Source organism: Embleya sp. NPDC005575, from assembly GCF_040605455.1.
Taxonomy (GTDB): domain Bacteria; phylum Actinomycetota; class Actinomycetes; order Streptomycetales; family Streptomycetaceae; genus Embleya.
Genome location: NZ_JBEXCV010000007.1, coordinates 33,144 through 56,369, shown reverse-complemented (window position 1 = coordinate 56,369; position 23,226 = coordinate 33,144). Strand labels below are relative to the sequence as shown.

Genomic DNA, 23,226 nt, shown 5'->3' with positions numbered 1-23,226 from the left:
GCCGTCGATCCTTCAGTTCCGCCGATCCGAGGAGTGCCCATCGGTTCCGGGTCGAATGTGCGAAATCTCCGGATCCGGGCCGTGCCCGTCGATCTCCGGTTCCAGGCCCTCCTCGGTCGCATCCACGTTCCGTAGTCCCGCGTCGCGACGCCACCATTCGAACACCGCCGAGGTCGCGGCGAGCACGATCAGGCCGAGCACCCAGCCACCGACCACGTCCGTGACGTAATGCACGCCGAGCGCGACCCGGGTGAACCCGACGCCGACCGCCGAGACGATCGCGACCGCCCATGCGAGCGGCCGCCACGCGCGCGGGATCAGCGGCAACAGCGCCAGCAGCAGCACGCCGGGGCCGATGACACCCATCAGCGCGTGCCCGGACGGAAAGGACCAGCCGCCGGCGTGATCGACCGGATTGGGCAGATTCGGCCGGGCCCGGGTGAAGACGAGCTTGAGCGACGCGCCGAGCAGGCCGCCGACCACCATGGTGACCACCGCCCACACCACCAGCCGGCGGGCGCCGCGCCACCAGAGCCACCCGCACATGATCGCGACCAGGAGGCGATACATGTTCGGATCCCAGACCCAGTCGCTGAGAATCCGCAGCGCGTGTTGCCACCCGGGGTGCTCACGGACCCAGTCGTTGAGTCCGGTCGCGACGTCCTTGTCCAGGTCGAGCAGCGGCGACCACTTGGTCTCCACCAACAGCGCGAGCAGCCCGAACGGCAGGGCGCCCACCAGCAGCGCGAGAGTGACCAGGGTCAACCTGAGGCCGAATCGGCGGTCCGGGTCGAGGCGCTTCCTGGTCCAGGTGGGAGTCGAGGTCATGTCTCATTCTTAGCCCGGATTTCGGCCGGCACGTCTGTTTCGCCACCGTCGGGTTCGTCGCACCCGCGAAATCCGTTGGCGGGGCCCCGGTAGGCTTTGGCCGTGATCGACCTGCGACTGCTCCGTGAGGATCCCGACCGTGTCCGCGCTTCGCAGCGCGCCCGCGGCGAGGACGAGACCATCGTCGATGCGCTGCTCGCGGCGGACGAGCTCCGCCGCTCGTCCGGCTCCCGGTTCGACGCGCTGCGGGGCGAGCAGAAGTCGATCGGCAAGCAGGTCTCCAAGGCCAAGGGCGACGAACGGCAGGAGCTGCTGACCCGGGCCCAGACGCTGGCCGCCGAGGTCAAGACCGCGGACGCGGAGCAGGCCGAGGCCAAGACCGAGACCGACCGGCTGCTCAAGTCGCTGGCCAACCTGATCGACCCGGACGCGCCGGTCGGCGGCGAAGAGGACTTCGTCACGCTCGAGGAGATCGGCACGCCGCGCGACTTCGCGGCGGAGGGCTTCGAGCCGCGCGATCACGTCGAGCTGGGCCGGATGCTCAAGGCGATCGACGTCGAGCGGGCCGCGAAGGTGTCCGGCTCGCGCTTCTACTACCTGACCGGTGTCGGCGCGCTGCTCGAACTCGCCTTGGTCAACATGGCCGTCGCACAGGCGACCGAGGCCGGCTTCACGCCGATGCTGACGCCCGCGCTGGTGCGCCCGCACGCGATGGAGGGCACCGGCTTCCTCGGTCAGGCCGCGGAGAACGTGTTCCACCTCGAGGCCGACGACTACTACCTCGTGGGTACCGCCGAGGTGCCGCTCGCGGCCTACCACATGGACGAGATCATCCCGGCCGCGGAACTGCCGCTGCGCTACGCCGGCTTCTCGCCGTGCTTCCGCCGCGAGGCCGGCACGTACGGCAAGGACACGCGCGGCATCATCCGGGTGCACCAGTTCGACAAGGTGGAGATGTTCTGCTTCGTCGCGCCGGAGGAGGCCGAGGCCGAGCACCGGCGCCTGGTGGCGTGGGAGAAGGAGTTCCTGAACCGGCTCGAACTGCCGTACCGGGTGATCGATGTCGCTTCCGGCGACCTCGGCGCCTCGGCCGCGCGCAAGTTCGACATCGAGGCGTGGATCCCGACCCAGGGCAAGTACCGCGAGGTCACGTCGACCTCGAACTGCACCGAGTTCCAAGCCCGCCGGCTCCAGGTACGCATGCGCGACGAGCAGGGCACCCGCCCGCTGGCCACGCTCAACGGCACGCTGTGCGCGGTGCCGCGCACGATCGTGGCGATTTTGGAGAACCACCAGCAGCCGGACGGCTCGGTGATCGTCCCGCAGGCGCTGCGTCCCTTCCTCGGCGGCCGTGAGGTGCTGGAACCGGTGCAGGCGTGACCTTCTCCCTGGTCGCCACCGACCTGGACGGCACGCTCCTGCGCGAGGACCACACCGTCTCGGCGCGCAACCGCGCGGCGCTGGCCCGGGCCACCGCGGCCGGTGCCAAGCACGTGATAGTGACCGGGCGCGCGGTGTCCTGGACGCGTCCGATATTCGAGGCGCTGGGCTACCGGGGGCTCGCGGTGTGCGGGCAGGGCGCGCAGGTCTACCACGCGGGCGAGCAGCGGCTGCTCACATCGGTCACGCTGGACCGCCAATTGGCGAAGCTGGCCGCCGAGCGCTTGACCCGGGAACTGGGCGACGTACGGTTCGCGGTCAGCCGGGACGGGCTGACCGGCGAGGTCGTCGTGGAGCGCGGCTACCCGTACAACCCGGTGCTGCCCGTGCACGTGGTCCGAGACCGCGACGAGCTGTGGTCGGAGCCGATCCTCAAGCTCTACCTGCACCACGACGATTACGACGACGAGCGACTGACCGCGTGCGCGCGCAAGATCTGCACCGGTCTGGTGGACGTCACGCACGCCGGACGGGACATCGTCGAGCTGCTGCCGCTGGGTCTGAGCAAGGCGGTCGGCCTGTCCCTGGCCGCGCGCAAGCTGGGCGCCAAGGCCGCCGACACCATCGCGTTCGGCGACATGCCCAACGACGTCACCATGTTCAAGTGGGTCGCACACGGCGTGGCCATGGCCAACGCCCACCGCGAACTGCTCGCCGTCGCGGACGAGGTGACCCTGTCCAACATGGACGACGGCATCGCGGTGGTCCTGGAACGCCTGTTCCCGGAAAGCTGAACCGGAGTACCCGATCGCCCGGCCGCCAGGCCCCGATCGCTCACCGCGACGCCCGAAGTCCGCGAAACGTTTCCACCTCACGTGACGGGCGGACGGGCGGGTACGACAACCTCCCGCGCCACGCGTACGTGCACATGAACCGGCCGCGAAGCACCCACCCCACAGGCGAGCGCACACGCGGACAACACCAGCATCAGCACGATCGGCACCGTCCACCCGTCCGTGGCCTGATGGAGCGCCCCGGCGGCCAACGGCCCGAACGCGGCGAACACGTAGCCGACCGCCTGCGCCATCCCGGACAACTGCGCGGCCGTGTTCGGATCCGGCGAGCGCAGCACGATCAGGGTCAGCGCGAGCGACACCGCGCCGCCCTGTCCGAGTCCCAGCAGCACCGCCCACAACCACGCCCCGCCCGTGGGCGCGACCATCAGTCCCACATAGCCGGCCGCGATCAGGCCGACCGAGCCGAACACCAGCGGGCTCTGGTTCCGCATCCGACCGGCGATGATCGACCCCGCGAACGAGGCCGGAATCTGGACGAATGTGTTGAACGCGAAGATCGTCGCCGCGGTGCCCTTGCTCATCCCGTTGTCGGTCAGGATGGTCGGCATCCACGCGAGCAGTACGTAGAACAGCAGCGACTGCAGGCCCATGAACCCGGTCACCAGCCAGGCGAGCGGCGATTTCCACAGACCCGGCACGTGCGGCATCGCCGCCGCGACGCCCCCGCGCCGGCGGCGCACGTGCGGCAGCCAGACCGCCACCGCCGCGAAGGCGAGCAGCGCCCAGATACCGAGCGCCGGCTGCCAACCGTGCCCGATCGCGTTCTCCAGCGGCACCGTCGCGCCCGCCGAGACCGCGGCGCCGAGGACCATGGCGGCGCTGTACACGCCGATCATCGCCGCCGCCCGGTGCGGGAACTCGCGCTTGACCACGCCCGGCATCAACACGTTCAGCACCGCGATCCCGGCACCGACCAGCGCGCCGCCCGCGAACAGCGCGGTCAGGTCGGGAATCACCCGCAGCAGGATCCCGAGGCCGACCACGACCAGCGCGCCCAGCAGCACGAGTTCGGTGCCGTACCGGCGTGCCGCGATCGGCGCGAGCGGCGAGATCAGGCCCAGGAACAGCACCGGTATCGCGGTGATCAGGCTGCCCGTGGTCGCGGACAGGTGGAACACGTCACGCAGTTCGCCCACGAGCGGGGACACGCTGGAGAGCCCGACCCGCATGTTGAGCGCGATCAGCACGATGCCGGCGAGCAGCAGCGCGCCGCCGGTCGCCCGCACGGTGCTGCCGGCGGTCTTCCCGGTCGGGGGTATGCGCAACTCGGTCGTGCTCATGCGTCGTGCTCCATCGGGTGGTGCTCCATCGGGTCGTGCTCCATGGGTCGGTCCTCCACCTGGTCTTGCAGCAGTGCGTCGAGGGCGATCACGGCGGGTTCGAGGATTCGTCGCACGGCCTGCTCGGCCGCGTCCGGATCGCCCGCCTCGATCGCGTCGGCCAGCGCCACGTGCAGGGCGTGCGACGCGTCCGGGAGGGTGCCGTCGCCGACCACCGTGCGGATGCTGCGCCACAGCGAGTCGCTGAACCAGCGGTAGGTGGAGACCATCGCCGAGTTGTGCGACGCGATCGCGATCGCGGTGTGGAAGGCCACGTCCTGTTCGACCAGGTCGTCCAGCTCGCCCTCGGCCACACCGCCGCGGTCGAAGTCGTGCGGCTCGGGGTTGTCCGCGCTGCCGTCGGCCGCGCCGCGGCGGATCAGCGAGCGGCGGATCCGGTCCAGGTCCTCGGCATTCCGGCGCTGCGCGGCGAGTCGGGCGGCCTCCACGTCCAGCGCGCGGCGCATCTCGAAGATGTCCCGCAGGTCGGCGTGCTCGATCCGGCGGACCAGGTCGCCGGGATCGGTGGTGGAGCGCACGTACGTCCCGTCGCCTTGGCGCGACTCCAGCATTCCGGCGTGCACGAGCACGCGGATGGCCTCGCGCACGGTGTTCCGGCCGACCCGGAGCCGTTCGGCGATCACGCTCTCACTGGGAATGCGCGCGCCGATCGGCCATGTCCCGGCGGTCAGTTGGGCGCGGAGCTGGTCGATCGCGTCGTCGACGAGAGAACGTCTACCGGCAGCCTGGAGCGACATGGACTCTCCCGGATTCGTGGGGTTGCCCAATCATCCTACAAGTAGCTGCATAGTGCATGCGAGGCGGGCGCAAAGCCGGCGTCGGCGGGGATCGGCGACCGCTCCCGGTCCGGGACAAAAAGGCGGACGGACATGATCATGATCAGCCTCCGATCTCGGTGCTCGCGGTGTCCGAGGCGCCCGAGGCACCCGCGTCTTTCGAGGCGTCCAAGGTGTTCGAAGGGCCCGAGGCATTCGAGGCGCCCGCAGCGCTCCCCGTCGCGGGAGCGGTCGTCGCCGGAATGATCCGGAAGTCCCGCAGGAAGACCAGGTTGTGCAGGTCGGCGGCGGCGATCGCGCGCAGCGTGGGCAGTTCCTCAGCGGCCTGCTCGGGCGTGAACACGTTCAGCGGCCATTCGCCGACCGTGCCGCCGCGCAGGTGCGGGTGGTGGAAACCGGCGCCGTAGAACGCCCGCAGGACGATCGGCGCGACGCCCGCCGCGCGCTGTTGCGGCCAGGACAGCGCCCAGACAGCCTCCAGACCGCCGTCCCGAGCGCGTCGCACGCCGGTGGCGGTGTACTCGCCGGTGCCCAGCAGCAGATCGGTGTCCAGCTCCACGAGCGCCCGACGGGCGTGCGGGTCGAGCAGTGCGACGGCCGTGCGGAACAGTCCTTCCTTGTCCGGGCGCGAGACCGCGTCGCCGTGGGTGCCGTCGCGCAGGTCCGCGAAGTGCCGCAGCAGAGCGGTGGTGTTCATCGAATCCTCCGTACGGGTCGGGCGTCGCGCTGGGCCGCCGCGTACGCGGTGCCCAGGCGGTGCCGGAAGGTCGGGTCGGTCAGGAAGGCGCCGTGCCCGGTGCCGACGGGTTCGTGCAGCTCGACCGGGACGCCGGCGGCGCGCAGTCGTCGGGCGTAGCCGCGGACGTCGTCCACGACCGGGTCGAGCGAGCCCACCGCGAGGATCGCGGGGGCGGCCCCGGCGAGGTCGGCGGCCTCGTGCGGGGTGCTGTACAGCGCTCGCGCGCCGACGGCGGCCGGGTGGATCGGCTCCTGCCCCCGGTACGCCCGCCAGGCCGAGCCCAGCGCGGCCCGGGACGGGAAGGCCCCCGGTCGGCCGCGGTAGGACGCGGCCCGGCGGTCCGGGTCGATCGGCGGGTAGGCGAGCACCTGCGCGGTGAGCGGGCGGTCCGGGTCGCGCCGGGCCAGTGCGGCGCACGCGGCGATGGTGGCGCCCGCGCTGTCCCCACCGACCGAGGTCGGCTCGGCGCCGGCCCGGTCCCGGGCCCAGTCCAGGACGGTGAGCACGTCGAGCAGGGCGACGGGGTGCGGGTGTTCGGGGGCCAACCGGTAGTCGACGCCGATCACCGTCGTCGAGCCGATCCGGGCCAGGTGGGCCAGCGCGGGCGCCCAGTCGGCGGTGGCCCCCGAGCGCCAACTCCCGCCGTGCGCCCAGACCAGGAGGCCGGCCGAACCGGGGCCGCCGGCGAAGATCCGGATCGGGACGTCGTGATCGGCACCGGGAATGGTGCTCGACGGCGGCAGGGCGTCGAGGGTGGTGCGGGTCGCGGTCATGACGGATCTCCTCGGTCTGCTCGCGCCGGTCGATCGCGGCGGCTCGCGGCGGGTCGGGTCGGATCGCGGCGGTTCGGGGCAACTGCGGGCGACTCGGGCCGGGCAAGGTGGGGTCCAGCCGGGCTCCGGGCCGGTCGACCGGCATGCTGCGGGCGGCCCGAGCCGCCGTCGGACGGCGCCGCGGCGCTCAGGTCGTCGTCCGCCCGGCCCGCCGCGGGGCCAGGAACAGGCCCGCCAACAGCGCGCCGAGCAGGACCAGGGCCGAGTCGACCAGGATCGCCACGGCGACCCCGGACAGGACCGCGTCGGGTCCGGTGCTGCCGAGCGAACTCATCCGCGCGGTGGCGATCGCGCTCATGATCGGGATGCCCATCGTGATGCCCACCTGCTGGGTCATCGTGGCCAGACCGGTGGCCAGTCCCTGCTCGGCGTCCGGCAGGCCGGAGGTCGCGGTGACCATGAAGCCCACGATCATCAGCATGTTGCCCACCCCGCCGACGAAGGTCGCCGCGAGCAGCAGCCAGATCCACCCGCCGGAGCTGCCGAGGGCGACCAGCGACAGGGTGGCCAGGGCCTGGACGACGCCGCCCGCGACGATCGTGGTGCGGGTGCCGAACCGGCCCACCGCCCGGCCGCCGAGGGTGCCGCCGAGGACCGTGCCGATGCCCAGCACACCGAACGCGAGCCCGGTGGCCAGCGGCGAGTAGTCCAGGACCTCCTGGAGGTAGAGCGTGAGCAGGAAGACCAGCGAGGTCTCGGTGACGAAGGCGATCAAGCCGGTGACGTTGCCCCACAGCACCGAGCGACGCTTCATGATGCCGATCGGGACCAGCGGCGAGGCGGAGCGTCGCTCGATGAACCAAAAGGCGACCAGGAGCGCGGCGCCGGCGACCAGCGAGCCGAGGGTGGTGGGCTCGCCCCAGCCCTCGGCGCCGGCCTGGGTCAGGCCGAAGACCAGGGCCAGCAGGCCGCCGGTGACCGCGATCGCACCGGGCACGTCGAGCCTGGGCCGGTGGGTCGGCCGGGCGTCGGTGATCACGGACGGCGCGAGGATCAGCACCAGCGCGGCCACGGGCACGTTGACGAAGAAGGCCCAGCGCCACGACAACATGTCGGTGAGCAGGCCGCCCAGCACCGCGCCCGCGGTGAACCCGGCGGACATCAGCGCGCCGTTCAGGCCCAGCGCCTTGTCCCGCAGCGGGCCCTCCTTGAACGCGGTGGTCAGCAGCGACAGGCCGGCCGGGGTCACCGCCGCGGTGGCCAGCCCCTGGAGCACCCGGGCGGTCAGCAACATCTCGGGCGATGTGGCGAAGCCGCCGAGCGCGGAGGAGGCGCCCAGAAGGGCCATGCCGCCCAGGAACAGTCGCTTGCGGCCGAACAGGTCCGCGACCCGGCCGAACAGCAGCGTGAATCCGGCTGCGGTCAGCGCGAACGCGGTGGCCACCCATTGCAGGTTGTTCAGCGAGAAGCCGAGACCCTCGCCGACCACGGGCAGTGCGACGTTCAGAATCGAGAAGTCCACCGCGATCATGAACTGGGCGCCGAGGAGCAGGGTGAGGATCAGCTTCTGCCGACCGGTCATCCGGTGTCCGGTCGGTGCGGGGTGCGCGGCGGATGGGGCCGCGATGGGCCTGGTGCCGTGTTCGAGCGTGGACATGTGAATCTCCCGAGATGCTCAAACGGGTCTACATTCCCGTTAAGATGCCCCGAAGGTACACGCTGGATCGACTTAATGGAACAGGAGTCCCGTTATGATGTCGGACGGTCTCGTCGGCGATCCCTCTCCCGGCTCCGCCGGCCACACCCCGGAGCCGGTCGACGGCCCGGCCGACCCCGGCACGGTCCGCCCCGGCGGGCGCACCGCCCGGGTCCGCGAAGCGGTGCTGCGCGCGGCCGGAGACGCGCTCGCCGAGCGCGGCTTCGCCGGCCTGGACCTGGCCGACGTCGCGCAGCGCGCAGAGGTCGGCAAGACCACCGTCTACCGGCGCTGGGGCAGCCCCACCGCGCTCGTCGCCGACCTGCTGGTGGACATGGCCGAGAGTTCGGTGTCGCGCACCGAGACCGGATCCCTGCTCGGCGACCTGCGGGCCAACGCGCACCTGGTGCGCCGCACGCTCACCGACGAGCGGCAGGGCGCGCTGTTCAAGGCGGTGATCGCGGCGGCGACCTGCGACAGCCGCACCTCCGACGCGCTGCACTCGTTCTACGCGACCCGGATCAAGGAATGGGCACCGTGCGTCGAGGCCGCGATCGCCCGGGGCGAGGCACCGGCGGGCACGGACCCGCACGAGGTGATCCGGGCGGTGTCGGCACCGCTGTACTACCGGCTGCTGGCGAGCGGCGACCCGCTGGACGAGGCGAGCGCGGAGCACGCCGCGTCGGCCGCCGCCGCAGCGGCCCGGGCGGGAGCATACGTGCGCTGACCGAGCCGCGGCGACGGCCCGTCCGCAGGGTCGGCACACCCGGGGACGTATGGTCGACCGATGCGTTTGAGCACTGTCATCCTGCCGATCCACCGCTGGACCGAGGGCCGCAAGGTGTGGCGTCACGCCGAAGACCTCGGGTTTCACGCCGCGTACACCTACGACCACCTGTCCTGGCGCAGCTTCCGAGAGCTTCCGTGGTTCGGGGCGGTGCCCACCCTCACCGCCGCCGCGACGGCCACCGAGCGGCTGCGCCTGGGCACGATGGTCACCTCGCCGAACTTCCGGCACCCGGTCACCCTGGCCAAGGACCTCGCGGCCATCGACGACATCTCCGGTGGTCGGTTGATCGCGGGCATCGGCGCCGGCGGCACCGGCTTCGACGCCACCGCCCTGGGCCGGCAGCCGTGGTCCCCACGCGAGCGTGCCGACCGGCTCGCCGAGTTCGTCCCGCTGCTGGATCGGCTGCTCACCGAACCCGCGGTGACCCAGGAGGGCACCTACTACACCGCGCACGACGTCCGGATGATTCCGAGCAGCCGGCAGCAGCCCCGGATGCCGATGTACATCGCCGCGACCGGGCCCCGGGGCATGCGCCTGACCGCACGGCACGGTGAGGGCTGGATCACCTACGGCGACCCCCGCGATCCCACGGGCATCCCGGCCCGGGACTGCCCGGCCGTGATCGCCGAGCAGCTCGACCGGCTCTCCGACGTCTGCGCGGACGAGGGCCGCAAGCCCGACGAGTTGGAGAAGGTCCTGCTCCAGGGCTCGACCCTGGAGCGACCGCTGGATTCGGTGGACGCGTTCGTCGACTACGCGGGCCGCTACCGCGAGGTGGGTATCACCGAACTGGTGCTGCACTGGCCGGTGCCCGACTCGATCTTCGACGCCGACCAGGCCGTCTTCGAACGCATCGCGACCGAGGGGCTGAGCCAACTCGACTGAACGATCCGGCCCGGCGCGCCGGCCGCCCGAGCACTCGGCCGGCCCCGCGGATTCGGCGGATCGTTTCTGAGCGAGGATGTACCCGTGACGATCACGAATCGCCCACGCCTAGTGGCCACCGACCTCGACGGCACCATCGTGCGCGACGACGGGTCCATCTCCGAACGCACCCTCGCCGCGCTGGAGCTCGTCGAGTCCGCCGGCGCGGAGGTGGTCTTCGTGACCGGCCGTCCGCCGCGCTGGATGAGTCGCGTCGCCGAGGTCACCGGCCACCACGGCCTGGCCATCTGCGGCAACGGGGCGGTGGTGTACGACCTGCGCGCCGAGCAGGTGGTGGGCACCCACACGATGGATGTGACCGCCGCCCGCAAGGTCACCCGGCTGCTCCGCGAGGCGGTGCCGGACGTGTCCTTCGCGGTGGAGACCGAGACGGGCTTCATGCACGAGCCGGACTACCCCGCGCTGGAGCGCGACGTGTCGATCGTGCACGCGGTCGGCCCGGTCGAGGAACTGCTGACCGGGCCGGTGCTCAAGCTGCTCGCCCGGCACCACACCCTGGACCCGGACGTGTTCCTCGCGCTGGCCCGCGACCGGGCCGGTGCGTACGCGGAGTTCACCCACTCGTCGGCGATCGCACTGGTGGAGATCAGCGCACTGGGGATCAGCAAGGCCAGTACCCTGGCCTGGTTCTGCGCGCAGCGCGGGATCCGCACCGAGGACGTGGTGGCGTTCGGCGATATGCCCAACGATCTGCCACTGTTGGCCTGGGCCGGACAGGCGTACGCGGTGGCCAACGCGCACCCCGACGTACTGGCCGCGGTGGCCCGGCATACCGGGAGCAATCAGGAGGACGGCGTCGCCCAGGTGCTGGAGAAGTTGTTCGGCTGAGCCGAGCCCCGGCGCCGGTCGGTTTCGGTGTACGCACCAGCCGCCTCCCCGAACGCGTGACATCAAAGACACGCTTACGCGTGAAGGTTGCACAGAGTAGTTATTCCATAGCTTTCCGTGACATAGATTGACGCCGTGTACACCCCCTCCCGGCCAGGGTCCCCACTGGCTGTGACGATCGACCGTTACCGGGTCGGCAAGGCTCTCTCGTTCCGGCCCATCGCCGAGGGCCTCCTCAACCGAGGTTACGAGGTCGTCACCACCAGGGGACGCTGGTTTCTCAAGCACTATCTGGACCAACGACCCGACACCATCCGCTTCCAGCACCACATCACCCAGCGGCTCGCCGCCTGCGGGATACCCGCGATCGCGCCGGTGGCCGACCGGCGCGGGCGCACCGTGCTCACCTCGCGCGGACGCTGGTTCGCTCTGTATCCCTGGGTGGACGGCATCCACCGACGCGGCATCGAACTCGACGCCGGGGGCTGTACCCGGGTCGGCGCGCTGCTCGGCGGCGTGCACGTGACGTTGCCGAAGCTGCTCCCTCCCGTGCAACAACCGCTGCTGGTGCCCACGGCCGACCCGCACGAATCGTTGGCCACCATCGAGCGCCTACTCACCCGGATCCGGGCCCGCTCCAAGGCCAACGCGTTCGACCGGCTCGCCGAACTGCGCCTGATGGAACGGCGCGCGATGCTCCTGCGGCACGCGCACCGGCGACCGCGCGACCACGATGCGCCGCGGACCGGCTACGTGCACGGCGACTTCCATCCGCTGAACCTGCTGTACCGGGGCAACGAGCCGGTGGCGATCATCGACTGGGACCGGCTCGCGGCGCTGCCCGACACCGAGGAACTGGTCCGGGCCGCGCTGATCTTCTTCACCGACCCGATCTCGGGCACCCTCGACCTCGACCGGGTACGCGGCTTCGTGGCCGGGTATCGCGGCGTGGTCGATCCGGGACCCACCCAACTGGCCGCCGCCGTGCACCGACTGTGGTGGGAACGGCTGAACGACTTCTGGATGCTCAGCCGGCACTACCTCGAACACGACCCGCGGTGTGCCCCGCTGTTTCCCGCCTCCGCCGCGCTGATCGTGTGGTGGACGATGGCCTACGACGAGGTCCTGAAGGCGTTCCTGGGCTGAACCGGCCCCGGTACGAGGAAACCCGCGTGCGCCACGGATCGTGGCGCACGCGGGTTTCGCCATCTCGGATCAGGGGGTCGTGCCGCCGCCGCCCGGATTGCCCGCACCGCCGCCGACCGGGTCCGGCGGCTTCGTCTCGCCGCCGCCCTTGGTCGAACCCGACGGCGTGCCGGCCGACGTGGTCGGTCGCGACGTCTCGGACGGCTTGGTCGGCGGGGGCGAGGACGGCGCCTGCGAGTGGCCCGAAGTGGTCCCGCCCGGATCCCGCGTGTTGCTGGGCGCCGTTGCCCCACGCCACGTCTGCGTCGGGTTGGACGGGGTGGTGCCGGACGTCGCCTTGCCGCCCGGACTGGGCTGGTTGCTCGTGCCCAGCTGCGCGCCATCGTTGCCGCTCGGCGTCACGGCGGGAGGCTTCGGCTGCGTCGCCGGACTGTCACTGTTCCCCTGCATCCCCTTGACCAGGAACACCGCCCCGACCACCACCAGGATCACCGCGAGCGCGGCCACCAGGTAGAGCGGCATCCTGCGCTTGGGCGGCGGCTCCTGCGGCAGGATCGGCAGCGGCCCGGTGCCGCCGTCGTTGGCGGCCTGCCCGGGCACCGCCGCCCCGGTGCCGGTGCGACCCGCGAGCGGCGGCATCGCCGCGGTGGCCTCGGTCGAGCCGGTGTGCGCCGAGGCTGCCGCCGTACCCGCGGCGACCTGGCTCCACGAACCGAACTCGGGCCGTTGCCCCTGCTGGGTCGGCACCCGCGGCGGAACCGCGACCGAGACCTGCTGGCCGGCCAGCGCACGGCGGATGTCCATCCGCATCTCGTCGGCGGTCTGGTACCGGTCGTCGGGGTTCTTCGCCAGCGCCTTCAACGCGATCGCGTCCAGATGCGGAGGCACCCGCGGATCCATCATCGACGGCGGCCGCGGGTCGTCCTGGACGTGCTGGTACACCACCGACAGCGGAGTGTCACCGTTGAACGGCGGGCGCAGCGCGAGCAGTTCGTAGAGCAGGCAACCGCTGGAGTACAGGTCGCTGCGCGCGTCCACGGTGCGGCCCAAGGCCTGCTCCGGCGACAGGTACTGCGGCGTGCCCATGACCATGCCGGTCTGGGTCATCGTGGTCGCCGCGCTGTGCATCGCGCGGGCGATGCCGAAGTCCATTACCTTGACCGCGCCCGAGTTGGTGATGATCACGTTCGCGGGCTTGATGTCGCGGTGGATGATGCCGTTCCGGTGGCTGTACTCGAGCGCCTCCAGGATGCCCTCGGTGACCCGAAGCGCCTGTTCCAGCGGTATCGGGTTGCCCTCGCTGAGCAGTTCCCGCACCGTCCGGCCCTCGACGCACTCCATCACGATGAACGGCACCAGCTCGTCGCCGACCCGGTCCTCGCCCGTGTCGTAGACCGACACGATCGCGGGGTGGTTGAGCGATGCCGCGTTCTGCGCCTCGCGGCCGAACCGCGAGCGGGCCACCGGGTCCTGCGCGAGGTCCGGGCGCAGCGTCTTGACCGCGACGGTGCGGCCCAGCCGTACGTCGTGTGCCATCAGCACCTCGGCCATGCCACCGCGACCGAGCTGGCGACCGAGTTCGTAGCGGCCGGATCCGACCGTCTTCACCTGTGTGCCGGACGCCTCGCGGTCGTCCGGTCCCTGCGGCGGGGTCATCGCTCCTCACCCTGCGCGTCGGGGCGGCCCGCCCGGGGCCGCCGAACTGGGGCGATGGAGTCCGCCGCGAACCGGGCAGAGCGGAAAGCACCACGGGGGCGGGGGAGCACGACGGTTCCAACGATCGACCGGCCACAAAGGCACGCCGATTCGGGCGTCAGGGTTGTGGCCGGGGACTCGACGATCATCCTCGGCAGTCCCCTCACGTGGCGCCCGGGCGTGAGCCCGCGCCGAAGTGCAGATGAAATGTGGTGCATCCTCGCTTCAAGTCCCGAAACGATACGGGATCAGCGGTACTGCCGACTGGGGAACCCATGGTAACGGGATTCCGAATTCCCGGCCGGTGCCTTCCCCCGCCGGGCCGGCCCACACGGCGGGATCCGGCCGGCTCACCCGCGCGGAACCGGTTCAGCGCAACATCAGGATCGACGCGAGCACGGCCAGTACGCCCAGCACCGTCGCCGCGAACGCCGCTCCCGCACCGCTCCTGCGGCCGTACGCGCCCGGTGCGCTGTGTGCGCCCGCCGAGCGGGCCCTGGGCCCGAAGCCGGACAACACCCGGGCCCACGGCGGGCCGCCGCCGGGCGAACGCTGAGAGCGCTGCCTCATCGAACCCATCGCCCCCATCGGCCCCACCGACGCCGCCGGTCCCGACGACCCGGCCGGCGGCGCCGGGACGCCGGCGCCGTACAGGACCGAATCCCAGACGTCCTCGGGCAGGATCCGACGCACCGACTCGCGCATCCGAGCGGCGGTGTCGAAACGCAGATGCGGATCCTTGCGCAGCGCGTGCAGCACCAGATCGTCCACCGCACCGGGCACGTCGGGCCGGTACGCGGACGGCGGGGTCGGCTCCTCGCGCATGTGCCGATACGCGATGTGCACGGCCGTACCGCCGTCGAACGGCGGCACGCCGACCAGCAGTTCGTGCAGCAGGCAGCCCACCGAGTACAGGTCGCTGCGGGTGGACGCGGGATGCCCGAACGCCTGCTCGGGCGAGAAGTATTGCGGGGTGCCCATGATCCGACCGGGGTCGGTGAGCGCGCCGTCGGTGATGAACAGCGCCCGGGCGATGCCGAAGTCCATCACCTTGACCGCGCCGCCGGGCGTGATCATCACGTTGACCGGCTTGATGTCGCGGTGCACCAGGCCGCGGTCGTGGCTGTACTCCAGCGCGTCCAACACCTTGGCGGTGATCGCGAGGGCACGTGGCCACGGCACCGGGCCGTGCGCCTCCAGCAGATCGCGCAGGGTCAGCCCCTGGATCAGCTCCATCACGATCCACGGCACCAGCACGCCGTCCTCACCGGGGTCGGCGCCCGTGTCGAAGACGGAGACGATCGTGGGGTGGTTCAGCGCGGCGGCGTGCTCGGCCTCACGGGCGAACCGCGAACGCGCGATGGTGTCCTCGGCCAAGTCGCTGCGCAGCCGCTTGACCGCGACGACCCGGTCGAGCATCAGATCGTGCGCCTCATGCACTACGGCCATGCCACCGCCGCCGATCCGGCGCCCGGTGCGATACCGCCCACCGCCGAAGACACGCCCGTTCGCCCGAGCCGGGTCCCCCGAAACGGTCACCGTCAGGCCGCCCTCCACGCTGCACGACTCGCGCACGACCTCGGTGCGCGTCGACCTACCGAAAAGCGCCCCCGTCGCATCGCCGACAGCCTGTCAGAGACACGACGAGAGCGCAGCGGGTCGGTGCCATCGGGCACCGACCCGGGGTACGCCCCTACCGGAACGCTAGAGGTAGGGACCCGACTGGGTGTGCGGCGGTTCGCCCTGCCCACCGGGGACCATGCCGGGCGGAAGGGCCCGACGCATCGTCTCCAACTGCGCGCGCGCCGCCATCTGCTGTGCGAACAACGCGGTCTGGATGCCGTGGAACAGGCCCTCCAGCCAACCCACCAGCTGCGCCTGCGCAATCCGCAGTTCGGACTCGCTGGGCACCGAGTCGTGCGTGAACGGGAGCGAGAGCCGATCCAGCTCCTCGACCAGTTCCGGGGCGAGCCCCTTCTCCAGTTCCTTGATCGAGCTGGCGTGGATCTCCTTGAGGCGCACCCGGCTCGCCTCGTCGAGAGGAGCCGCGCGCACCTCCTCCAGCAGTTGCTTGATCATGCTGCCGATGCGCATGACCTTCGCGGGTTGTTCGACCATGTCGGTCACCGCGAGTTCACCGCCCTCTTCACCGAGGCCGCCGCCGAGCGCCATGCCATCCGGCCCGACGATCACCACCTGCGGGTTCTCACCATTCGCTTCGTTGTTCGGCGTATCCATACATCTCATCCTAGGAGCGCCGAGGGCTTACGCCGTCCTCCCGCGCACCACCGCGCGCGATCGTGTCAAAAGCGCCGCGAGCAGGGCCGCGAGGATCGGCAGCAGGATCAGCGCGAGGCCCATCCAGGTCCACGGAATCACCAGCTCGGGCGCGTGCCGCCCGCTCTTGGCGCCGGCGGACATCACGTCCCACAGGGCCGACTTCTGGCCCCGTCGTACGACCACCCCCGCGAGCACGCCGGCCGCCAGTCCAAGCCCGGTGCCCAGGAAGGCGATCACCCCGCTCTGGAACGCGGACAACCTGCGCCGCACGCTCGGCGGCGCACCCACCGCGCCGAGCGTGGCCAGGTCCTTTTGCGCATCCGCGAGCGCGAGCCCGGTGGCCACCCCGGACGCGCCGATCGTGATCACCAGCGCGAAGACGCCGAGCAGCAGCAGCCGTGCGTCGTCCTTGGGCTGGAAGCCGCGCTCGATGAAAACGAAGTTCCGGTCGGAAACCCTGGCCACCAGGTCCTCCAGCCGCTGCTTCTGCGCGTCCGAGGGCGAGTGTCCGGCGTCGTAGACCAGACCGGCCGGTTCGACGGTGCCGCCGAGCGTGGCGACCGCCTGCGGCGAGGCGAAGAAGCCGGGAAGCCCGAAGGGTGCCCGCACCGAAACGGCCGGCAGCCGGATCGTGGGGGGAGCCGCCGCGGATTCCCCCTGCGGCGACATCACCTGTGGGCCGTTGCCTTTCGTGATCTCCTGCACCCCCATCTCGGCCGTCCCGTCCGGCCCCACGTATCCCTCCTCGAACAGCACGATTCCGCCCCGGGACAGCACCTCGGCCGCACGCGGATCGTCCGCGCCGGTCAGCTTGCGCAGGAGGGCGGCATCGCCCACCGCCGAGCGGAAGAAGCTGCCCCGAGCGCTGCTCCCGTTGCACCGCGGATCCGTTTGCCACCGCTGGGGATCGCCCCCACCGTCCGCCATCGGACAGCGGAACTCGGGCAGCTTCCTGGGCAGGTAGTCCACACAGGTGTTCGCGTCCTTGCAGGGTCCGACCGGCTGTCCGATCGGGCCGCCCTTCGCGCCGGGCAGGACCCGCTCCACGCCCCGCCTGATCCCATCGGCATCCGCCGTGGTCAGCGACAACTCGACCGTTCCCCCGAAGAGCGTGCGATCGGGGAATCCGACCAGGACGTGGTTCTTCTGCGCATTGGGTCGATAGGCGTTGCGCTGATCCGCGGTCTGGCTCTGCCAGACCACCGCGATCACCACCGAACCGGCCACGGCGGCCATCACCGCCGCCACCGCGGGCGCGCTGCGCGGCCGGCTCCGGGCCGCGTCGCGCAGCGCCAACCGAGGGCTCAGCGGCAGGAACCGACCGAGTCTCGCGGTGAGCCCGATCAGCGCCGGACAACACCCGACCAAGCCGAGTTCGGCCACCACGACGCCGGCGACGATGATCGTGTCGTCCGCCCGATCCGCGCCGTACAACGCGATCGCGACGCCGAGCGCGAAACTCGACGCCCCGACGAGCGGCAGCACCCGTGAGCCTCGACGCACCCCGCGGCGGCCGGTCAACGACGCGGCGATGTCCTCGCGGGACGCGAGCCAGGCCGGGATCAGCGCGGCGAGCACGCCGACGGCGACACCCACAGCGCCGATACCGAGCAGTTCCAGAATCCGGACGTCGTAGCGACCCAGCAGCGTGCCGGTGTGTTCGGCGAACCACGGCCGCATCAGCGCCGCCGCCGCCAAGCCCAGCGCGGCACCGATCAGGGCGCCGACCGCACCGAGCACGACCCCACCGCCCAGGACCACCCCGGCCACGTGCCGACGACTGCCGCCCGCGACCCCGATCAGCCCGAGTTCGCGCCGCTTGCGCCGGGCACCCACGGCGAAGGCCGGACCGGCCAGCAGGATCATCTCCAGCAGTCCCAGGCCCAAGCCGATGCCGCCGAGCCTGAGCGCGCGCGAGTCGGCCCACTCTCCGGGGCTCTCGTATTGCCGATCCGCCCTGGCCGGTGGATCCCGCAGCACCGCGGCGGACTCGACCAGGAAACCCTGCCGGTTCGCGGCCAGAACCTTGGTCCAGGGCATGCCACCCCGGACCCGGAGCAGGACACGGAGGGTCTCGTCCCTGCCCTCGCCCGCACCCGGGCGGGCGAGCATCGCTTCGATCACCGCCCCCGGCATGGCGATCACCATCTGCTCGCGCAGATCGTCCGGCAGGTCGACCGTGCCGACGATGCGGAACGTGCGACCGGTGGACTTCTCGGTCAGTTCGCCGCCGATCCTGTATCCGGCCGATCGGCGCAACCGCTCGGTGACGACCACCTCGTTCGGGGCCCGGGGGGCTCGCCCTTCGCGTTGGAAGACCATGCCCTTCGCGATCGGCTTGACGTAGTCGAATTCACGGATCGCGACGTCGGTCCGTCCGTTCGCGGTGGAGATCGTGCCGAAAAGGGTGCGGTCCGTCAGCTGCTCGGACACGTCGGGGATCACCGAGCCCGGATCCCGGACGGGCCTCGCCGGGTCCGACGGGCGCGGCGCCATGGACACGGGGGCCGTCTCCGGGGACGTCGGGCGACCCAGGTCGGCGGGCTGCCAGTTGTTGCCGCCGGGCTCCTGGAAGATCGCGCGCGGGGGCTCTCCGGCCGGTCGCCCACGCATCTGCTGCGAGGTGTCCAGGACCCGGGCGTCCGCCTGCCCCATCGAGCGCGAGATCACCTCGTCGGTGTCCAGTTGCACGCTCCGCCAGGTCACGTCGGCCGCGCTCATCCCCAGCACCGGGATCGCGATCATCGCGACAATCAGCGCGCTGCGTCCCTTGGCCCGCAGCGCGTCCCGACGGGCGATCCGCAGGGTCGCCCGCCACGAGCTCACGCTCATCGCGAACCGCCCCGGGACAGCAGCGACTCGGCGCCGGCCGAGGGGCCGGTGTCGTCCACGAGCCGACCGTCACGCAGGAACACGATCCGGTCCGCCCACGCGGCGTGCCGGGCCTCGTGGGTCACCAGGACCACCGCCGCGCCGGCCTCGCACCGTGCGCGCAGCACTCGCAACACCGCCTCGCCGGTGGTCGAGTCGAGCGCGCCGGTCGGCTCGTCTGCCAGCACCAGCCGGCGTTCGCCCACCAACGCGCGGGCTATCGCGACCCGTTGTTGCTGGCCGCCGGACATGTCGTCGGGGAAACGCTCGCCGAAGTGTTCGAGGCCGACCTCGGTCAGCGCCTGCTGCGCGGCCTGCCGGGCCCGGCGGATCGACACCCCGTCGAGTTCGAGCGGCAGCGCGACGTTCTCCGCGGCGGTCAGTGCCGGAACCAGGTTGAGGTCCTGGAAGACGTAGCCGACGCTGCGCCTGCGCAACGCGGCCATCCGACGCCGGTTGAGCCCGCCCAGCGGCCGGCCCTCGACCAGGACCTCGCCGTCGGTGGGACGGTCCAGGCCGCCCGCGAGCATCAGCAGGGTCGACTTGCCCGACCCGCTCGGTCCCATCACGGCGAGCATCTCGCCCGGTGCGACGGCCAGATCCACCCCGGCCAGGGCCTCGACGCGCACGTCGCCCCGACCGTGGACGCGGCCCACCGACCTGAGTTCCAGTACCGGTTCCACTGTGCCCCCTGTAACCGTGGTCATCGTCGCGCCCCGCGCTTGCGGGCGGGTGCGGGTCGCTCGTCCGCCACGGGCACGGCCGGCTCCCGCTCGGCAGCCCGGCGGGCCAGCCGTGCCTCGCAGTGGTCGAGCCAGCGAACCTCGGCCTCCGCGTGGAAGATCAGTGATTCCAGGACGAGTTGCCACGCCATGTCGTCCTCGGCCGCGCGCGTCTTGAGCCGGGTGTAGTCCTGCAGCGCCCGCAGGGTGTGCGCGCGCTGCCCTTGGACCACCGAGCCGACGTCGATGCCGGGCACGGTGACGGCCATCGCGAGTTTGATCGCGAGTTCGTCCCGGGGCGGGTTGGTGCGCGACACCGGCGCCTGGAACCACGCGCGCAGTTCGATCCGACCTTCGTCGGTGATCCTGTAGAAGACGTGCCCGTCGTCGTCCTCGCCGTCGGGCGCGACCAGTCCGTCGCGGTCCAGGCGGCCGAGCGTGGTGTAGACCTGGCCGACGTTGAGCGGCCAGGTGGATCCGGTCCGGGACTCGAATTCGTTCCGGAGCTGATAGCCGTATCGGGGGCCCTCATCGAGCAGTGCGAGCAGGCCGTGCTTGATGGACATACCGAGTATGTATACCCGGTATGCTCGTGAAGGCAAGTCCGACCCGCGATGGAAAGACCTGTGGGAGGAGGCGGATCGGCCGGCGAACGGGCCAGTCGTCAGTTGTCGTTGGGGATTCCGCCGCGACAATTGAAGTTGAACGTGTAGCGCTCGGTCTGCGCGTTGGCGACCGGCTGCAGGATCAGCAGCTGCACGACCCCACTCACCTCGCCGAACAATTGCGGCGGGATCCGCCAGGTGACCGCAATGGTCTGCTGGCGCGGGCCGGCGCCGGTGAAGTGCAGGATGTCCTGCGGATACGTGAACACCTTCTCGTACACCCACTGGAAGACCACGTCACCGGGGCCCGCCCCGTCCACGAGCACGGTCCCGAGGAACTCCACCTGGTCGAGCCCGTTGCAGCGCACCCATGAGCCGTTCGCCCGGTCGGCGCTCAGCCGCAGGTCGCTCACCCGGAACCGCTGACCCAACGGCGGCGGCGGGGTAGGCGAGGCGCCGCCGGGGCCGGCCGTCGCGGCGCCGCCGTTCGATCCGCCGGACTGCCCGCCCGGGGCGGGTGTGGTGGGCGGGTTGCCCGAGCGACCGCCCGAGCCCGGGGCGTTTGCGGGCGCTGCGGTCACCGTCTCGGTCACCGTGACGGTGGGCACCGGAACCGGCTGCCCGTTCGTGGTCGGCGAACCGGCGGACGTGGGCGTGCCGCCGGACGGCGCCGGGGTCGCCTCGATGCTCTGGTCCTGGGCGGGCAGTTGCGGCGGGATGTCCGCGGGGGAGGGCCCGGCCCCGTTGTGACGGGCCTGGATGCCGGGGCCGGAGCCGCAGACGTTGGTGAGCACGAGCAGTGTGATGAGGGTCAGCGCGATGATCGTCGGGCCCAGCGGTATCCGCCGGTGAAACCCGCCGATCGAGAACATCACGCCTCCTTCCCCCACCACCGGTCGGACGTTTTCGGAAGGTACCGCTGTATCACGATCCGCATCCTCGACGAGCCTGCACCCTTCATCCGCGATGCGCCAGACACACAGTCTGCCCGGCGGGACCGACTCCCGTCCCGCCTCTCAGCGTCGTCGCGGCGCCGGGAAACACCGGACAAGCAGTCCACCGGCGCAGACGATACCCGCTCCTCCGAGGGCGACCAGAGTCAAATTCACAACGGATGGACCGGTTTTGGGCAACGTGGGCGGCGCATCGAAGGCCGGAGGGGTGACAGGAGCGGAGGCGTCGGTCGAGGTGCTCGCCTCGGGCTCCATCAGATACCGCGCGACGATTCGCCCACCGGAGCGCACGGCGTACACGCCGGGACGATCTTCCTCGGTGATCTCCGCCCCCCAGGAGCGGAGTTCGTTCAGGCCGTCGGCGCCCCCGGTGAGCAGGAGTTCGTGCTCGACGTCGAGCACCGCCCGACCCGACTCGTCGGTCAGCGGCCGGGCGCCGTGTGCGGCCAACCGGTCCAGGAGTCGTTCCCACTCCTGTCGAGTCGGCGGATCCGTGACCGGGGCCGGCTTCGGCGGGCCGGTGGGCTCGGCCGGCGCATGCCCGTGCACCGGTGGATCGGGATGCAGTTCGGCTGCGGCCGGCGCCCGACCGCGGGCGGAGGCGGCCGAATCGCCGGCCGGGGTGTTCGCCGGCGGCGGCCCGTCCATCGGGGCGGGCGAGGGACCCGACGCCGCGCTCGCGAGCACCGGGACGGCGGCCGGCGTCGCGGCGCCGGGAAGCGCCGACGTGCCGGCGAGGACCGGGGCACCCGAGGGGGCAAGGGCCGCCGCGAGCACACACCCGGCAGCCAATCGACGTGCGAAGCCGCCGGGGGTAGGCATGCCGTCAGACTAAGGAAAATCGACAAAAGACCCATCCAGCGACATTCGCCTCACCGGGATGGTCATCCGATTTTCATTCGTCCGGCGGCAGTCCGCTCCGAGCACCGCACCGGCACCCGTCCGGGGCGCACCCGCACTCGCCCGCGGCACACCCGCGCCCTGGGCCGCACCGGCACACCGACGGCCCGCGCCCGCCGGTCAGCGCACCTTCAGCAGCACCTTGCCGATGTGCCCGCTCTCCTCGACCACGCGGTGTGCGTCGGCCGCCTCGGCCACCGGCAACACCCGATCGACAACCGGCTGGACCCGCCCCGCGTCCAGGAGCGGCCACACATGCTCGCGTACGGCCGCCACGATCGCGGACTTCTCCGACATCGGCCGGCCCCGCAGCGAGGTCGCGGCGATCGCGGCCCGCTTCGTCAGCAGCTTGTTCAGGTCCAGTTCGCCCCGGGCGCCGCCCTGCAGGCCGATCACCACGAGTCGGCCGTTGACCGCGAGCGCGTCCACGTTGCGATCGAGGTACTTGGCGCCCATGTTGTCCAGGATCACGTCCACCCCGACCCCGTCGGTGGCCTCGTGGATCCGGGCCACGAAGTCCTCGTCCCGATAGTTGATCGTGACGTCGGCGCCCAGCTCGCGGCAACGCGCCAGCTTGGTCGCCGAACCCGCGGTGGTGAACACCCGGGCCCCCGCCGCCGAGGCCAACTGGATCGCCATCGTGCCGATGCCGCTGGAGCCGCCGTGCACCAGGAAGGTCTCGCCCTTGCGCAGATGGGCCACCATGAACACGTTCGACCAGACCGTGCACACCACCTCGGGCAGTGCCGCAGCCGTAACCAGGTCCACTCCCTCGGGCACGGGCAGCAGTTGGCCGGTGGGCACCCGGACCCGCTCGGCGTAGCCGCCGCCCGCGAGCAGCGCGCACACCTCGTCGCCGACCGCCCAGCCGGACACTCCCGCGCCGACCTCGACGATCCGGCCGGACGCCTCCAGGCCCGGATACGCCGACGCGCCCGCGGGTGGCTGGTAGAACCCCTGGCGCTGCAACAGGTCGGCCCGATTGACCGCCGACGCGGCCACCTCCACCAGCACCTCGCCGGGTTCGGGTTTCTCGTCCGGGACCTCGGTCCAGCTCAGTACCTCGGGTCCGCCCGGCTCGGCAATCGTGATCGCGTACATG

At 71.6% G+C, this 23,226-nt stretch carries 21 protein-coding genes; 6 read left to right on the top strand and 15 right to left on the bottom strand.

From position 1 onward, the window contains the following. Positions 1-12: 12 nt before the first annotated feature. Positions 13-828, bottom strand: coding sequence for a phosphatase PAP2 family protein (locus tag ABZS54_RS04030; protein ID WP_355530789.1), 816 nt, complete (start codon positions 826-828; stop codon positions 13-15). Between the two features lie 102 nt (positions 829-930). On the opposite strand from ABZS54_RS04030, the gene serS reads away from it, so the two are divergent. Both serS and ABZS54_RS04020 read left to right on the top strand, forming a co-directional pair. Further along, positions 931-2,208 (top strand): serine--tRNA ligase, encoded by a 1,278-nt coding sequence (serS, locus tag ABZS54_RS04025; RefSeq protein WP_355530787.1) that lies wholly within the window; start codon positions 931-933, stop codon positions 2,206-2,208. Then, positions 2,205-3,002, top strand: coding sequence for an HAD family hydrolase (locus ABZS54_RS04020; protein WP_355530785.1), 798 nt, complete (start codon positions 2,205-2,207; stop codon positions 3,000-3,002). Before serS ends, ABZS54_RS04020 begins: the two co-directional genes overlap by 4 nt. A 77-nt stretch (positions 3,003-3,079) precedes the next feature. On the opposite strand, the gene ABZS54_RS04015 is transcribed toward ABZS54_RS04020, so the two are convergent. The 5 genes from ABZS54_RS04015 to ABZS54_RS03995 form a co-directional block, all read right to left on the bottom strand. Next, complete coding sequence (locus ABZS54_RS04015) at positions 3,080-4,345, bottom strand: MFS transporter (RefSeq protein ID WP_355530783.1); 1,266 nt, start codon at positions 4,343-4,345, stop codon at positions 3,080-3,082. Continuing rightward, positions 4,342-5,142 (bottom strand): FadR/GntR family transcriptional regulator, encoded by an 801-nt coding sequence (locus tag ABZS54_RS04010; protein WP_355530781.1) that lies wholly within the window; start codon positions 5,140-5,142, stop codon positions 4,342-4,344. Before ABZS54_RS04010 ends, ABZS54_RS04015 begins: the two co-directional genes overlap by 4 nt. Before the next feature lie 142 nt (positions 5,143-5,284). Next, positions 5,285-5,878 (bottom strand): hypothetical protein, encoded by a 594-nt coding sequence (locus ABZS54_RS04005; protein WP_355530779.1) that lies wholly within the window; start codon positions 5,876-5,878, stop codon positions 5,285-5,287. Further along, positions 5,875-6,693 carry an alpha/beta hydrolase fold domain-containing protein gene (locus ABZS54_RS04000; RefSeq protein WP_355530777.1) on the bottom strand — a complete coding sequence of 273 codons (819 nt, stop codon included), beginning with the start codon at positions 6,691-6,693 and terminating at the stop codon, positions 5,875-5,877. Before ABZS54_RS04000 ends, ABZS54_RS04005 begins: the two co-directional genes overlap by 4 nt. Before the next feature lie 187 nt (positions 6,694-6,880). Next, positions 6,881-8,275 carry an MFS transporter gene (locus ABZS54_RS03995; protein WP_355530889.1) on the bottom strand — a complete coding sequence of 465 codons (1,395 nt, stop codon included), beginning with the start codon at positions 8,273-8,275 and terminating at the stop codon, positions 6,881-6,883. 172 nt (positions 8,276-8,447) lie between these two features. Here ABZS54_RS03995 and ABZS54_RS03990 point away from each other — a divergent pair, with 172 nt between their 5' ends. From ABZS54_RS03990 to ABZS54_RS03975, 4 genes are all read left to right on the top strand, one after another. After that, positions 8,448-9,116: a TetR/AcrR family transcriptional regulator gene (locus tag ABZS54_RS03990; RefSeq protein ID WP_355530887.1), complete on the top strand. Its 669-nt coding sequence runs from the start codon at positions 8,448-8,450 to the stop codon at positions 9,114-9,116. 60 nt (positions 9,117-9,176) lie between these two features. After that, complete coding sequence (locus tag ABZS54_RS03985) at positions 9,177-10,064, top strand: LLM class flavin-dependent oxidoreductase (protein WP_355530775.1); 888 nt, start codon at positions 9,177-9,179, stop codon at positions 10,062-10,064. Between the two features lie 84 nt (positions 10,065-10,148). Beyond that, positions 10,149-10,952 carry an HAD-IIB family hydrolase gene (locus tag ABZS54_RS03980; RefSeq protein ID WP_355530773.1) on the top strand — a complete coding sequence of 268 codons (804 nt, stop codon included), beginning with the start codon at positions 10,149-10,151 and terminating at the stop codon, positions 10,950-10,952. A 171-nt stretch (positions 10,953-11,123) separates the two neighbouring features. Then, positions 11,124-12,098 carry a phosphotransferase gene (locus ABZS54_RS03975; RefSeq protein ID WP_355530771.1) on the top strand — a complete coding sequence of 325 codons (975 nt, stop codon included), beginning with the start codon at positions 11,124-11,126 and terminating at the stop codon, positions 12,096-12,098. Positions 12,099-12,167: 69 nt separating this feature from the next. Here the strand turns inward: ABZS54_RS03975 and ABZS54_RS03970 are convergent, their stop codons facing one another. From ABZS54_RS03970 to ABZS54_RS03930, 9 genes are all read right to left on the bottom strand, one after another. Next, complete coding sequence (locus tag ABZS54_RS03970; RefSeq protein WP_355530769.1) at positions 12,168-13,754, bottom strand: protein kinase; 1,587 nt, start codon at positions 13,752-13,754, stop codon at positions 12,168-12,170. A gap of 408 nt (positions 13,755-14,162) precedes the next feature. After that, on the bottom strand, positions 14,163-15,332 hold the full coding sequence (locus tag ABZS54_RS03965; protein ID WP_355530767.1) for a protein kinase: 1,170 nt from the start codon (positions 15,330-15,332) through the stop codon (positions 14,163-14,165). A gap of 165 nt (positions 15,333-15,497) precedes the next feature. Then, entirely contained in the window at positions 15,498-16,031 is a 534-nt protein-coding gene (locus ABZS54_RS03960; RefSeq protein ID WP_355530765.1) for a bacterial proteasome activator family protein, read from the bottom strand. Positions 16,032-16,058: 27 nt separating this feature from the next. Next, positions 16,059-18,905: an FtsX-like permease family protein gene (locus ABZS54_RS03955; protein ID WP_355530763.1), complete on the bottom strand. Its 2,847-nt coding sequence runs from the start codon at positions 18,903-18,905 to the stop codon at positions 16,059-16,061. Next, positions 18,902-19,651, bottom strand: a complete 750-nt coding sequence (locus ABZS54_RS03950; RefSeq protein ID WP_355530761.1) for an ABC transporter ATP-binding protein — start codon at positions 19,649-19,651, stop codon at positions 18,902-18,904. The genes ABZS54_RS03955 and ABZS54_RS03950 overlap by 4 nt, the downstream gene beginning before the upstream one ends. Continuing rightward, positions 19,648-20,232 (bottom strand): PadR family transcriptional regulator, encoded by a 585-nt coding sequence (locus ABZS54_RS03945; RefSeq protein ID WP_355530759.1) that lies wholly within the window; start codon positions 20,230-20,232, stop codon positions 19,648-19,650. The genes ABZS54_RS03950 and ABZS54_RS03945 overlap by 4 nt, the downstream gene beginning before the upstream one ends. Before the next feature lie 98 nt (positions 20,233-20,330). Further along, positions 20,331-21,143 carry a hypothetical protein gene (locus tag ABZS54_RS03940; RefSeq protein ID WP_355530757.1) on the bottom strand — a complete coding sequence of 271 codons (813 nt, stop codon included), beginning with the start codon at positions 21,141-21,143 and terminating at the stop codon, positions 20,331-20,333. Positions 21,144-21,287: 144 nt separating this feature from the next. After that, complete coding sequence (locus ABZS54_RS03935; RefSeq protein WP_355530755.1) at positions 21,288-22,046, bottom strand: hypothetical protein; 759 nt, start codon at positions 22,044-22,046, stop codon at positions 21,288-21,290. 198 nt (positions 22,047-22,244) lie between these two features. Further along, positions 22,245-23,225, bottom strand: coding sequence for an NAD(P)H-quinone oxidoreductase (locus tag ABZS54_RS03930; RefSeq protein WP_355530753.1), 981 nt, complete (start codon positions 23,223-23,225; stop codon positions 22,245-22,247). Position 23,226 lies beyond the last annotated feature (1 nt).